This window comes from Comamonas resistens, from assembly GCF_030064165.1.
GTDB classification, from domain to species: Bacteria; Pseudomonadota; Gammaproteobacteria; order Burkholderiales; family Burkholderiaceae_C; genus Comamonas; species Comamonas resistens.
On the sequence record NZ_CP125947.1, the window covers coordinates 902,500 to 915,286 of the forward strand.

The following is a 12,787-nucleotide window of genomic DNA, read 5'->3' on the forward strand; positions in this document are numbered from 1 at the left end:
GTCACAAATAAAAAAACCACCGGAGCCTGGGTTCAGTCAACGTGGCATTCAAGGGGCTGTGCCTTGGGTGAAGGCACAGCGGGCCCGCAGGCGCCTTGCGGCGCCGGCAGGATTACTTCTTGTAAGAACGCTCGAAACGGGCCAGCAGTTCGTTGCCGCGGCTCACGATGGCGTCCAGCGCTTGCTGGCCGGTCTTCTTGCCTGCCCACACCTGTTCGAGTTCTTCGTCCTCGATGGTGCGGATCTGCACATAGTTGCCCAGACGGATACCGCGCGAGTTGTTGGTGACCTTGCGGATCATCTGCGTCACGGCAGTGTCGGTGCCGGGGTGCTTCTGGTAGAAGCCGGACTTGTCAGTCAGTTCATAGGCAGCCATGGTCACAGGCAGATAGCCGGTGCGTTGGTGAGAAGCTGCCTGAACCTTGGTCTGGGACAGGAATTCGAAGAACTTGGCCACGCCCTTGTAGTGTTCTGCCGACTTGCCGGCCATGACCCACAGCGAAGCGCCGCCGATCACGGTGTTCTGGGGCGCGCCCTTCACATCGGGGTAGTAGGGCAAGGGAGCCAGGCCGTAGGCGAACTTGGCGTTCTTGGCCACATCGCCGTAGAAGCCGGACGATGTCTGGATCATGGCGCACTCACCGGCGGTGAACGAAGCCTGGGCGGTGGAGGCACGGCCCTTATAGACGAATTCGCCGGCCTTGGCAGCAGCCGCCAGGTTGTCGATATGCTTGACGTGCAGAGGCGAGTTGATCTTCAGGCGGGCCTTGTAACCATTGGCGCTCAGACCGTTCTGTTCGGTGGCGAATTCCACGTTGTGCCAGGTGGAGAAGGACTCCAGCTGGGTCCAACCCTGCCATGCCAGCGTCATGGGGCAGCTATGACCGCTGGCCTTGAGCTTCTTGGCGGCTTCGAACACTTCGGGCCAGGTCTTGGGAGCCACGTCGGGGTTCAGGCCGGCCTTCTTGAAGGCGTCCTTGTTGTAATAGAAGATCGTTGTCGAGCTGTTGAAGGGGAAGCTCAGCATCTGGCCATTGGGGGCCGTGTAGTAACCAGCCACGGCGGGGATATAGGCCTTGGGGTCGAAAGCGACGCCAGCGTCGGCCATCACCTTGCCCACGGGCACGGTGGCGCCCTTGGAGGCCATCATGGTAGCGGTGCCCACTTCAAACACTTGCAGGATGTCGGGTGCATTGCCCGAGCGGAACGCGGCAATCGCAGCGGTCATGGACTCGTCATACACGCCCTTGAAGGTCGGCACGACCTTGTAATCCTTCTGGCTTTCGTTGAACTGCTTGGCCAGGTCGTTGACCCACTCGTTGTTCACGGCAGTCATCGAATGCCACCATTGGATTTCGGTGGCGGCTTGTGCCGAGAAGGCGGTAGCGGCGACGGCGGCGGCCATGGCCAGTTGCTTGAATTGCATGAGGGCTCCTCTAACTATGGGTGACTAAATGTGCAGCACGCACATTAGGTCATGCATATGACATATACGTGTCATTGTTTGCCAGGACTTCGCGGACTGTCGTAGGTCTCAACCCTCAGAGGTTTGACAGTTTGATGACGTCGAAATGACGAACCAAGGCCGCGCGAAGCTGCGCCATTCTATGGCAAGCTCATTTCGTTTGTTGTTGGTAGTCTTTCGTATTGAGTTGTTTTTGATTCGTAAATGGTTGGTTCTGTCGTAAATAGCCTATGAAAATCGGGAGTTGCGCAAGAACATGGCTGGAATGATTCTTCAAATATCCTGCCTGGACATGTGTCAATGAACGAGGGGGGAAGCTGGAAAGGCTGCTGGCAGCTTCAGCGCTGGTTTCAAGGCGGCGCCTGTCGCCCATGGCGATGGCATGACAGAGTCCTCAGCAAAGCATAAGAAGGCGGGCGTCGCTTAAAATCGTCATCCCACTGGCTTAGGGGCGCCACCGGGCGCCCAACACGGTCTACCCCATGAATGTACCGATTGCGTTGGCTGCCGCCTTGCAGGCACAGGCTGCCGAACCTGCTCGACTGCGCGAGATTCCCTATAACTACACCTCGTTCTCTGACCGTGAGATCGTGATCCGTCTGCTGGGCTCATCCATGTGGGATGTGCTCAACCAGCTGCGTCAGGAACGTCGCACGGGGCGATCTGCACGCATGCTCTATGAGGTGCTGGGGGATATCTGGGTTGTGCAGCGCAATCCCTATCTGCAGGACGACCTGATCCACAACCCCGAGCGCCGCAAGTCGCTGGTCGAGGCACTGGAGCACCGTCTGGCTGAGATCGACAAGCGCCGCGAGCCCAACGAAGACCCCGTGCGTGATCGTCTGGTGGGCCAATTGGTGGATGCTGCGCATCGTGCCGTGCATGAATTCAACGCCACGTTTGTGGAGGCCGAGCAGCTGCGCCGCCGCGTGCAAAAGACGCTGCGCCCCTACACCGCCAAGGACAACATCAAATTCGACGGTCTGTCGCGCGTGGCCCATGTGACCGACGCGACCGACTGGCGCGTCGAATACCCATTCGTCGTTCTGACGCCCGATACCGAAGCCGAGATGGCCGGTCTGGTCAAGGGCTGTATCGAGCTGGGTCTGACCATTATTCCCCGTGGAGGCGGCACCGGATATACGGGTGGTGCTATTCCTTTGACATGGCGTTCGGTGGTCATCAACACCGAAAAGCTCGAAGCGCTGAGCGAAGTCGAGATGCGCATGATCCCCGGCGTGGATCACGAAGTGCCCACGATCTACTCCGAAGCCGGTGTGGTGACCCAGCGTGTGGCCGATGCGGCCGAGCGCGGCGGTTTCGTGTTTGCCGTGGACCCGACTTCCATCGAGGCCTCCTGCATAGGCGGCAATATCGCCATGAACGCGGGCGGCAAGAAGGCCGTGCTCTGGGGCACGGCCCTGGACAATCTGGTGTCCTGGCGCATGGTGACGCCAGACGCTCAGTGGCTGGAAGTCACGCGCCTGGATCACAACCTCGGCAAGATTCACGATGCCGCAATGGCCTGCTTCGAGCTCAAGTACTTCGAGGCGGACGGTAAGACCCCTATCCGAACCGAGCGTCTGGACATTCCGGGCAGCACTTTCCGCAAGGAAGGCTTGGGCAAGGACGTGACCGACAAATTCCTCTCGGGCCTGCCCGGTATCCAGAAGGAAGGCACGGACGGCCTGATCACCAGCGCGCGCTGGGTGGTGCACCGCATGCCCGCGCATACGCGCACCGTGTGCATGGAGTTCTTTGGCAACGCCAAGGATGCCGTGCCCTCCATTGTCGAGATCAAGGACTTCATGTTCGCCGAGCAAAAGCGCTCGGGCGTGCTGCTGGCCGGTCTTGAACACCTGGACGACCGCTACCTCAAGGCCGTGGGTTACGCGACCAAGAGCAAGAAGGGCAACGGCCATCTCCCCAAGATGGTGCTGCTGGGCGATATCGCTGGCGACGATGCCGACGAAGTGGCCCGCGTGACCAGTGAAGTGGTGCGCATTGCCAATTCGCGCAACGGCGAAGGCTTTATTGCCATCAGTGCGGAAGCGCGCAAGAAGTTCTGGCTGGACCGCAAGCGCACGGCAGCCATTTCGCGCCATACCAACGCCTTCAAGATCAATGAAGACGTGGTGATTCCTCTGCCGCGCATGGCCGAGTACACCGATGGCATCGAGCGCATCAATATCGAGCTGTCGCTGCGCAACAAGCTCAAGCTCTGCGACGAGCTGAGCGGTTTCTTCAAGCATTCCGACCTGCCACTGGGCAAGAGCGATGACGCTGGGGATATCCCCAGCGCCGAGCTGCTCGAAGACCGTGTGCAGCAGGCCCTGGCTCTGGTGGCCGAGGTGCGGGGGCTCTGGCAGGGCTGGCTGGACGGCGTGGCCACGCTGTTCCCCGAGCTGCAGGATCACCGGCTGCGTGCGAGCTGGAAGACCCAGCTCAAGGAGCCGTTGTCCAAGATTTTCGCGGGCGCTGCCTTCCAGCCGCTGCGTGAATCCCTCAACGAGATTCACCAGAAGGTGCTCAAGGGCCGTGTCTGGGTAGCGCTGCACATGCATGCCGGCGACGGCAATGTGCACACCAATATTCCCGTCAACTCCGACGACTATGAAATGCTGCAGACCGCGCACGAAGCCGTGGCCCGCATCATGGAGCTGGCGCGCAGCCTGGACGGCGTGATCTCGGGCGAGCACGGCATCGGTATCACCAAGCTGGAATTCCTCTCGGATGCCGAGCTGGCACCGTTTGCCGATTACAAGAAGCGTGTGGACCCCGAGGGCCGCTTCAACAAGGGCAAGCTGATCCGCAACGAGGAATGGGATGCGTCGGCGCACCAGAGCCACGACGGCCGCTCGCCGCGCGAGTCGCTGATGTTTGCCGACCTGACCAATGCCTACACGCCGTCCTTCGGCCTGATGGGCTATGAGTCCATCATCATGCAGCAGTCGGACATTGGCGCCATCGCCAACTCCGTCAAGGATTGCCTGCGCTGCGGCAAGTGCAAGCCCGTGTGCGCCACTCATGTGCCGCGCGCCAATCTGCTGTACTCGCCGCGCAACAAGATTCTGGCGACCTCGCTGCTGGTGGAGGCCTTCCTCTACGAAGAGCAGACACGCCGTGGGGTCTCGCTCCAGCATTGGCAGGAATTCGAGGATGTGGCCGACCACTGCACGGTCTGCCACAAGTGCTTCAACCCCTGCCCGGTCAAGATCGACTTCGGCGACGTGACCATGAATATGCGCAATCTGCTGCGCAAGATGGACAAGAAGAGCTTCAGGCCCGGCAACAAGCTGGCCATGGCCATGCTCAACGCGACGAATCCGGACACCATCAAGTTCATGCGCTCCGCCATGGTGGGTGTGGGCTTCAAGGCCCAGCGTCTGGCTGCCGATGTGCTGGGGGCCGTCGCCAAGAAGCAGACTGCCCATCCACCGGCATCGGTGGGCACGGCTCCCATCAAGGAGCAGGTGATTCACTTCATCAACAAGAAGCTGCCTGGTGGTCTGCCCACCAAGACGGCGCGCGCCTTGCTGGACATCGAGGACAAGGACTACGTGCCCATCATCCGGGACCCGCAGGCTACCAAGTCGGATACCGAGGCGGTGTTCTACTTCCCTGGTTGCGGTTCTGAGCGCCTGTTCAGCCAGGTGGGTCTGGCCACCCAGGCCATGCTCTGGCATGCCGGCGTGCAGACCGTGCTGCCGCCCGGTTATCTGTGCTGCGGCTATCCCCAGCGCGGCTCGGGCCAGTTCGATAAGGCCGAGAAGATGATCACGGACAACCGTGTGCTCTTCCACCGCGTGGCGACCACGCTCAACTATCTGGACATCAAGACCGTGGTGGTGAGCTGCGGTACCTGCTATGACCAGTTGCAGGGCTACCAGTTCGACAAGATCTTCCCTGGCTGCCGCATCATCGACATCCATGAATATCTGCTCGAAAAAGGCATCACGCTGCAGAACAAGGGTGCTTACCTCTACCACGACCCCTGCCACACGCCCATGAAGCTGCAGGACCCCATGAAGACCGTCAAGGCCTTGATGGGCGACGATGTGCTCAAGAGCGAGCGTTGCTGCGGTGAGTCTGGCACGCTGGGCGTGACGCGGCCCGATATCTCCACGCAAATACGTTTTCGCAAGACTGAAGAGATCCGCAAGAGCGAGGCAGTGCTGCGCGAGACCGGCAAGGTGGGCGAGAAGGACAACGTCAAGATCCTGACCAGCTGCCCCAGCTGCCTGCAGGGCCTCTCGCGCTACGGCAACGATCTGAACAACGGTCTGCTCGAAGCCGACTACATCGTGGTCGAGATGGCGCGCGACATCCTGGGCGAGAACTGGATGGCCGATTACGTCAAGCGCGCCAACGATGGCGGTATCGAGCGCGTGCTGGTCTGAGGTCGCCATGAGCCATCAAGACAACTGTCCTCTGTGTGCAACCGACGGCGGCGCACTGATCTGGAGCGGTGAGAAGCTGCGCGTGATCCGCGCAGCGGAAGCCGGCTTTCCCGGTTTTTATCGCGTGGTCTGGAACGACCATGTGGCTGAATTCTCGGATCTGAGCGCGCCAGACCGCAATCTGTGCATGGACGCTGTGGCCGTGGTGGAGCAGGTGCTGCGTGAGCAGCTCTCGCCTACCAAGATCAACCTGGCAGCGCTAGGTAATATGGTGGCGCATCTGCACTGGCATGTGATCGCGCGCTATGACTGGGATAGCCATTTCCCGGGCTCCGTCTGGGCGCAGGCCCAGCGGCCACGCGATGAAGCGAGGGAAGCAGTTCTTGCCCAGCAACTGCCGCAAGTGGACGCAGCGCTGCAAGAGGCATTGACGCGCTGGGCCGCTTGAAGTTTTTTAGAACTTACGCAAACAAGGATGCACAACGGGCATTTCTATGGAGGAAACGCCATGTCTGATCCGAATTTGCGTAAGTCGTGTTTTTGTCTCCTGGCTGGAGATTCAAAGGGCAGCTCCAGGCTGCCCTTTTACGCATTGAATAGGAGAAAGTCATGGCCGGATTGCAAGCCCATACTCCCACCCCCAAATCCCTGACCGTGCACGGAGCATCGCGTGTGCTGGAGGTTTCCTACTCGGACGGCAAGACCTTCCGCATTCCGTTCGAGCTGCTGCGAGTGTATTCGCCCTCGGCCGAAGTGCAGGGTCATGGCCCCGGCCAGGAAGTGCTGCAGACCGGCAAGCGCGAGGTGGGCATCAACACCATCGAGCCCGTAGGCAACTACGCGATCAAGCCCTTTTTCAGCGACGGCCATGAAAGCGGTCTTTTCACCTGGGAATACCTGTACCAGCTGGGCAGCCAGCAGGATGAGCTGTGGCAGCAATATCTGCAGCGCCTGCAGGAGGCGGGTCTGGATCGCGACACACCCATGCCCGAGAAGGGCGCCAGCGGCCATGGCTGCAGCATGCACTGAGATTGAGATATGACTTTTCAGGGCCTGCCAGCAGCGCCAAAAGCCTGCGGCAGCGTCCCTCTTGCACCACATCACCCATGCGTTGTACGCAGGGTTATTGAGGCTGGTGCTATATTTCCAATAGCTTATGGCGCAGGCGTACCAAGCGCGCAAGGCCAATTCTTTCAAAAAACCATAGTGCTTCAAAGCCTGTAGTCATACGGGGTTGTCGCTGTACGCGCAAGCACTGCCTGCTTAGCATTCTTTGTTATGAGCTCCACACACTTCGGATTCCAGACTGTTGATGAAAGCGAGAAAGCATCGCGCGTACGCGGTGTGTTCGACTCCGTGGCGTCCAAATACGATGTCATGAACGATGTGATGTCCGGTGGTCTGCACCGCGCCTGGAAGGCCTATACCTTGATGGTGGCCAACCTCAAGGAAGGTGACAAGGCGCTGGATATCGCAGGCGGTACCGGAGACTTGGCCCTGGCCTTCTCCAAGAAAGTGGGCGCGTCGGGGCAGGTGGTGCACACCGATATCAACGAAGCCATGTTGCGCGTGGGGCGCGACCGCCTGACCGACAAGGGCGTGATCCTGCCCACCATGGTTTGCGATGCGGAAAAGCTGCCCTTTCCCGACAACTATTTCGATCTGGTCAGCGTGGCCTTCGGCCTGCGCAATATGACGCACAAGGATGCCGCGCTCAAGGAAATGAACCGCGTGCTGCGTCCCGGCGGCAAGCTGCTGGTGCTGGAGTTTTCCAAGGTGGCCAAGCCCCTGGAGAAAGCCTATGACTGGTATTCGTTCAAGGTGCTGCCTGCCATGGGCAAGCTGATTGCCGGCGACGCGGAAAGCTACCGCTATCTGGCCGAGTCCATTCGCATGCACCCTGGCCAGAAGGAGCTCAAGGCCTTGATGCAGCAATGCGGTTTTGGCCATGTGGACTATCACAACATGACAGGAGGCGTCTGTGCCTTGCATGTGGGAATCAAGTGTTGAGAGCGCCTTGTGCGCAGATTTGTAGCGACTTTCCAGAAGAAGGGAGATGAGATGAAAAAATTGTGGTCAATCGCCTTGGTGGCAATGCTGGTCGTGGCCCATGGCCAGGCCGATGCAAAACGCATGGGCGGCGGCTCGTCGTTCGGCAAGCAGTCCGGCAATGTCACCCAGCGTGAAGCTTCTCGTGCTCCCGCCCAGAACCCCCAGCAGGCTCCTCAGCAGAATGCTGCCCAGCAAAACCGTGCTGCAACGCCTCCTGCACCTGCGGCTGCTCCCAAGAAGCCATGGGGCGCCATGCTCGGCGGTCTGGCTGCAGGCCTGGGCTTGGCCTGGCTGGCCAACTCCCTGGGCCTGGGTGCAGCCTTCGGCAATATTTTGCTGATCGCTTTGCTGGCCATGGTGGCCATGGCGGTGATCGGCATGATCATGCGCCGCCGCAATGCAGCGCCTGCTCAGGCCAATAGCAGTCCTTTTGCCTTCCAGGGCGCTGCGCCCGCGGGTGCCGGCAATATGGGCGGCAACGTCAACGCGCCTCAGGCTCGCCAGTACAACCCCGAGAAGGTGGGTAACGATGCATCGGCTCGCCCCTGGGAGCAAGACCATCTGCCCCAGGCTGCTGCTGGCGGCTCCATGATCGGCTCGGCGCTCTCCGGCTCGCAAAGCTGGGGCGTGCCTCCCGGCTTCGATGCCGAGGGCTTCCTCACGGCCGCCAAGCGCAATTTTGTGTCCCTGCAGTCTGCCTGGGACCGCTCCGACATCACGTCGCTGCGCGCCATGATGACCGACGAAATGCTGACCGAGATCCGCTCGCAGCTGTCCGAACGCGAAGCACAGCGCCCGGGCGAGCCCAATCACACGGAAGTCCTGATGATCGATGCCCAGTTGCTGGGTATCGAGGATCTGGGCAACGACTACATGGCCAGTGTCGAGTTCTCGGGCATGATCCGCGAAGATGCTTCCGCAGGTCCAAGCCCGTTCCGCGAAGTCTGGAACATGACCAAGCCCAAGAGCGGCTCCAGCGGCTGGCTGGTGGCAGGCGTGCAGGCGCTGCAATAAGCAGCGACGGCCCAAGCAGGCATGCCCCAGCTAAGGGGCGCCGAGCAAGGGCCGCCCCGCCGCGAAGGTGCCGTCCCCCTCAGGGGAAGGCGCGTAGCGCCACAGGGGGGAATCAATTTCATGAATAATCGGGGGCTATGGCAACACAGTCCCCTTTTTCTTTTCTGGGCGGTCTCGTCGAACGCGCGATGGCCGGACCTCAGGCTCCCCAATGGCTGGTGAGTGAAATGCACCAGCGTCTGGTGCTGTTCCTCAATCATGTGCTGATGCAGGAAAAAGAGGCCATGGATCGCCTCGTGCGTCAGAAGGGCCGCATTGCGCGCGTGCAATGGCGCCAGTATTCGGTGGCTTTGCTGGTGACGCCAGCTGGCCTGTTCGATGTCGCTCCCGAAGACGCCACGCCAGACCTGATGCTGGAAGTGACCGAGACATCTCCTTTCTCTCTGGCCCAAACCGCTCTGCGTGGTGACAAGCCTTCCATTCGCATCGAAGGCGATGTGCAGTTTGCCGCCGAGATCAACTGGCTTGTGGACAACGTCAAGTGGGATGTGGAAGAAGACCTGGCGCGGGTGATCGGCGACGTGCCGGCGCACACCATCGCCAAGGTGGCACGTACAGCTTCCCAGGGGCTGCGCCAGTTTGTGGGCGCACGCATGGGTGGCAAGGCCGCAGCGACAGCGACCGAAGCCAATACCGCCAGCACAGTGCCCGTGGCCTCCATGCCGGGCGGTGATTACACACAGCCATGAGCCGTTTTCTGCGAGGTTGGGCCATCCTCTGGGTGGTGTTTCGTTATGGCCTGGACGAGCTGGTGCTCTCCGGTCTGCCCCATCCGGCGCTGCGCAAGCTGCGTGGCGTGCTCACCTTTGGCCGCAAGCTCGACAAGCCGCGCGGCCAGCGCCTGCGTGAGGCACTGGAGGAGCTGGGCCCCATCTTCGTGAAGTTCGGTCAGGTTCTGTCCACGCGCAGCGACCTGATGCCGCCCGATGTGGCCGAAGAGCTGGCCAAGCTGCAGGATCGTGTGCCGCCGTTTGATTCGCAGATTGCCGTGGACACCATAGAGCGGTCCTTTCGCAAGTCGCTCGATCAGATTTTCGTGAGCTTTGAGCGCGAGCCTGTGGCCAGTGCCTCGATCGCCCAGGTGCACTTTGCCGTGATCCGTGACAAGAACGGTGTGGAGCACGAGGTCGCAGTCAAGGTGCTGCGCCCCGGCATGAAGACCGTGATCGACAAGGATCTGGCGCTGATGCACATGATGGCGAGCTGGCTGGAAAGGCTCTCGCACGACGGCAAGCGGCTCAAGCCCAGGGAGGTGGTTGCCGAGTTCGACAACTATCTGCACGACGAGCTGGACCTGATCCGCGAAGCCTCCAATGCTGCGCAATTGCGCCGCAATATGGAAGGCCTGGATCTGGTGCTGATTCCCGAAATCTTCTGGGATTACTGCCACACCGATGTGATGGTGATGGAGCGCATGAAGGGCGTGCCCATCAGCCAGGTCGAGCGCCTGCGTGAAGCCGGTGTCGACATCCCCAAGCTGGCGCGCGATGGCGTGACCATCTTCTTCACCCAGGTGTTCCGCGACGGCTTCTTCCATGCCGACATGCACCCGGGCAACATCATGGTCAGCCTGGAGCCCGAGACCTTCGGGCGCTATATCTCGCTGGACTTCGGCATCGTCGGCACGCTGACCGAATTCGACAAGGAATATCTGGCGCAGAACTTCCTGGCCTTCTTCCGCCGCGACTACAAGCGTGTGGCTGCCTTGCACGTGGAAAGCGGCTGGGTGCCGGCCAATACCCGTGTGGAAGAGCTGGAAGCCGCCATACGCGCCGTGTGTGAACCCTATTTCGATCGCCCGCTGGCAGAAATTTCGCTGGGCATGGTGCTGATGCGCCTGTTCCAGACCTCGCGCCGCTTCCAGGTCGAGATACAGCCGCAACTGGTGCTGCTGCAAAAAACCCTGCTCAATATCGAAGGGCTGGGCCGTCAGCTCGACCCCAATCTGGACCTCTGGAGCACGGCCAAACCATTTCTCGAAAAATGGATGCTGGACCAGATGGGCCCGCAGCGCCTGTGGCGCGAAATCCAGGCGCAGGCTCCGCGCTACGCGAAAATCCTGCCCGATCTGCCGCGTGTACTGCACCAGTACCTGTCCAGCAAGGGCGCAGACCGCGAGCACGATGATTTGCTCAAAGAGCTGCTCAAACAACAACAGACCACAAACCGTCTGCTGCAGGCCATTCTCTGCGGCGGCATTGGCTTCGTCATCGGTCTGGTGGTGCTGCAGATTCTGCTGCGCGTCCGCTTCTAACAAACAACCTCCAATTTCTGCAACAGGAGTGCCAGCGTGCTGCTCTCATTGGTGATCGTCTACCTGTTTGTGACCATAGGCATTGGCCTGTGGGCGGCCAAGCGGGTGAAAAATACGGCCGACTTTGCCATTGCCGGGCGTCATCTGCCTCTGTACATGATCATCACCACCACCTTCGCGACCTGGTTCGGGTCCGAGCTGGTGCTGGGCGTACCTGCCAAGTTCATCGAGGGCGGTCTGCACGCCCTGGTGGAGGACCCGTTCGGCGCGGGCATGTGCCTGATTCTGGTGGGGGCCTTTTTCGCGGCCAAGCTCTACCGCATGAATCTGCTGACCATCAGCGATTACTACCGCGCGCGTTATGGCCGAGCCATCGAGGTGATCTGCTCGATGATCATCATGCTCAGCTATCTGGGCTGGGTCTCGGCCCAGGTCACGGCGCTGGGTCTGGTGTTCAACCTGCTTTCGGGGGGCGCGGTCAGTATTCCCATGGGCATGACGATCGGCGTGCTTTCGGTGCTGGTCTATACGCTGTTCGGTGGCATGTGGTCCGTGGCCGTGACGGACTTTGTGCAGATGATCATCCTGGTGCTGGGTCTGCTGGTGCTGGCCTTCTTCGCTGGCGACATGGCCGGCGGTGCCGGCAAGGTGGTGGATCTGGCCACCAGTCGCGATCTGTTCAAGTTCCTGCCCGAGCCTTCGCTGCATGAAATCGTGTTCTTCATCGGCGCTGCCGTGACCATGATGCTGGGCTCGATTCCGCAGCAGGATATCTTTCAGCGCGTGATGTCGGCCGATACCGAGAAGTCTGCCGTGCGCGGCACCATCATCGGCGGTGCCTGCTATGTGATTTTTGCCTTTGTGCCCATGTTCCTCGTGGCCAGTGCGCTCATCATCATGCCGACGGAAGCCACGGCCCTGCTGGCCGAAGATCCGCAGAAGGTGCTGCCTACCCTGGTGATGGACAAGATGCCGTTCGCCATGCAGGTGCTGTTTTTTGGCGCGCTGCTCTCGGCCATCAAGTCCTGTGCTTCGGCTACCTTGCTGGCGCCCAGCGTGACCTTCACCGAGAACATCTGGCGCCAGTTCCGTCCGTACACCACGGACAAGGACAACCTCAAGACCATGCGTATCAGCGTGCTGGTGTTTGCTGCATGTGTGCTGGGCTACTCCATCCTGATGCAGGGCACGCCGATCTATGAGTTGGTGGCCAGTGCCTATCAGGTGCCGCTGGTGGGGGCATTCGTGCCTCTGGTCTTTGGTCTGTACTGGAAGCGCGCCACGACTCAGGGGGCCATCAGCGCCGTGGTTCTGGGCATTGGCGTATGGCTGGTCTTCATGGTCACGCCGGTGCTGAACCAGTCTTTCCCACAGCAGCTGGCTGGTCTTTTGTCGGCTGTCTTTGGCATGGTGGCGGGCTCCCTGCTGCCGCAATGGATTGGCAATCACCAGCGTGAAATCGAGAACTACACGCAGGCCAAAGCCTGAATCCAAAATCCGGGCGCTGTCGGAGATGTCGCTGCAATGCAGCAAAACAAGGGT

9 protein-coding genes are annotated in these 12,787 nt (G+C 60.5%); 8 read left to right on the plus strand and 1 reads right to left on the minus strand.

All coding sequences use genetic code 11. From position 1 onward, the window contains the following. Positions 1-112: 112 nt before the first annotated feature. Positions 113-1,426 (minus strand): sn-glycerol-3-phosphate ABC transporter substrate-binding protein UgpB, encoded by a 1,314-nt coding sequence (ugpB, locus tag QMY55_RS04110; RefSeq protein ID WP_283487431.1) that lies wholly within the window; start codon positions 1,424-1,426, stop codon positions 113-115. A 521-nt stretch (positions 1,427-1,947) separates the two neighbouring features. Here ugpB and QMY55_RS04115 point away from each other — a divergent pair. The 8 genes from QMY55_RS04115 (at position 1,948) to QMY55_RS04150 (ending at position 12,733) form a co-directional block, all read left to right on the plus strand. Next, complete coding sequence (locus QMY55_RS04115; protein ID WP_283487432.1) at positions 1,948-5,865, plus strand: FAD/FMN-binding oxidoreductase; 3,918 nt, start codon at positions 1,948-1,950, stop codon at positions 5,863-5,865. Positions 5,866-5,872: 7 nt separating this feature from the next. Continuing rightward, positions 5,873-6,313, plus strand: coding sequence for an HIT family protein (locus QMY55_RS04120; RefSeq protein WP_283487433.1), 441 nt, complete (start codon positions 5,873-5,875; stop codon positions 6,311-6,313). A 161-nt stretch (positions 6,314-6,474) separates the two neighbouring features. After that, positions 6,475-6,894: a DUF971 domain-containing protein gene (locus QMY55_RS04125; RefSeq protein WP_283487434.1), complete on the plus strand. Its 420-nt coding sequence runs from the start codon at positions 6,475-6,477 to the stop codon at positions 6,892-6,894. Positions 6,895-7,143: 249 nt separating this feature from the next. Further along, positions 7,144-7,875, plus strand: coding sequence for a bifunctional demethylmenaquinone methyltransferase/2-methoxy-6-polyprenyl-1,4-benzoquinol methylase UbiE (ubiE, locus tag QMY55_RS04130; protein ID WP_283487435.1), 732 nt, complete (start codon positions 7,144-7,146; stop codon positions 7,873-7,875). A gap of 51 nt (positions 7,876-7,926) precedes the next feature. Beyond that, positions 7,927-8,931, plus strand: a complete 1,005-nt coding sequence (locus QMY55_RS04135; RefSeq protein ID WP_283487436.1) for a Tim44 domain-containing protein — start codon at positions 7,927-7,929, stop codon at positions 8,929-8,931. A gap of 137 nt (positions 8,932-9,068) precedes the next feature. Continuing rightward, positions 9,069-9,680 (plus strand): ubiquinone biosynthesis accessory factor UbiJ, encoded by a 612-nt coding sequence (locus tag QMY55_RS04140; RefSeq protein ID WP_283487437.1) that lies wholly within the window; start codon positions 9,069-9,071, stop codon positions 9,678-9,680. Continuing rightward, a complete protein-coding gene (ubiB, locus tag QMY55_RS04145; protein WP_283487438.1) occupies positions 9,677-11,245 on the plus strand; it encodes a ubiquinone biosynthesis regulatory protein kinase UbiB in 1,569 nt (522 codons plus the stop codon). The genes QMY55_RS04140 and ubiB overlap by 4 nt, the downstream gene beginning before the upstream one ends. A 36-nt stretch (positions 11,246-11,281) precedes the next feature. Beyond that, positions 11,282-12,733: a sodium:solute symporter family protein gene (locus QMY55_RS04150; protein ID WP_283487439.1), complete on the plus strand. Its 1,452-nt coding sequence runs from the start codon at positions 11,282-11,284 to the stop codon at positions 12,731-12,733. Positions 12,734-12,787: the final 54 nt, after the last annotated feature.

Excerpts from the sequence above, each read along its gene's own strand:
- ugpB (WP_283487431.1), bottom strand. The coding sequence starts at position 1,426 with ATGCAATTCAAGCAACTGGCCATGGCCGCCGCCGTCGCCGCTACCGCC.
- QMY55_RS04115 (WP_283487432.1), top strand. The coding sequence starts at position 1,948 with ATGAATGTACCGATTGCGTTGGCTGCCGCCTTGCAGGCACAGGCTGCC.
- QMY55_RS04120 (WP_283487433.1), top strand. The coding sequence starts at position 5,873 with ATGAGCCATCAAGACAACTGTCCTCTGTGTGCAACCGACGGCGGCGCA.
- QMY55_RS04125 (WP_283487434.1), top strand. The coding sequence starts at position 6,475 with ATGGCCGGATTGCAAGCCCATACTCCCACCCCCAAATCCCTGACCGTG.
- ubiE (WP_283487435.1), top strand. The coding sequence starts at position 7,144 with ATGAGCTCCACACACTTCGGATTCCAGACTGTTGATGAAAGCGAGAAA.
- QMY55_RS04135 (WP_283487436.1), top strand. The coding sequence starts at position 7,927 with ATGAAAAAATTGTGGTCAATCGCCTTGGTGGCAATGCTGGTCGTGGCC.
- QMY55_RS04140 (WP_283487437.1), top strand. The coding sequence starts at position 9,069 with ATGGCAACACAGTCCCCTTTTTCTTTTCTGGGCGGTCTCGTCGAACGC.
- ubiB (WP_283487438.1), top strand. The coding sequence starts at position 9,677 with ATGAGCCGTTTTCTGCGAGGTTGGGCCATCCTCTGGGTGGTGTTTCGT.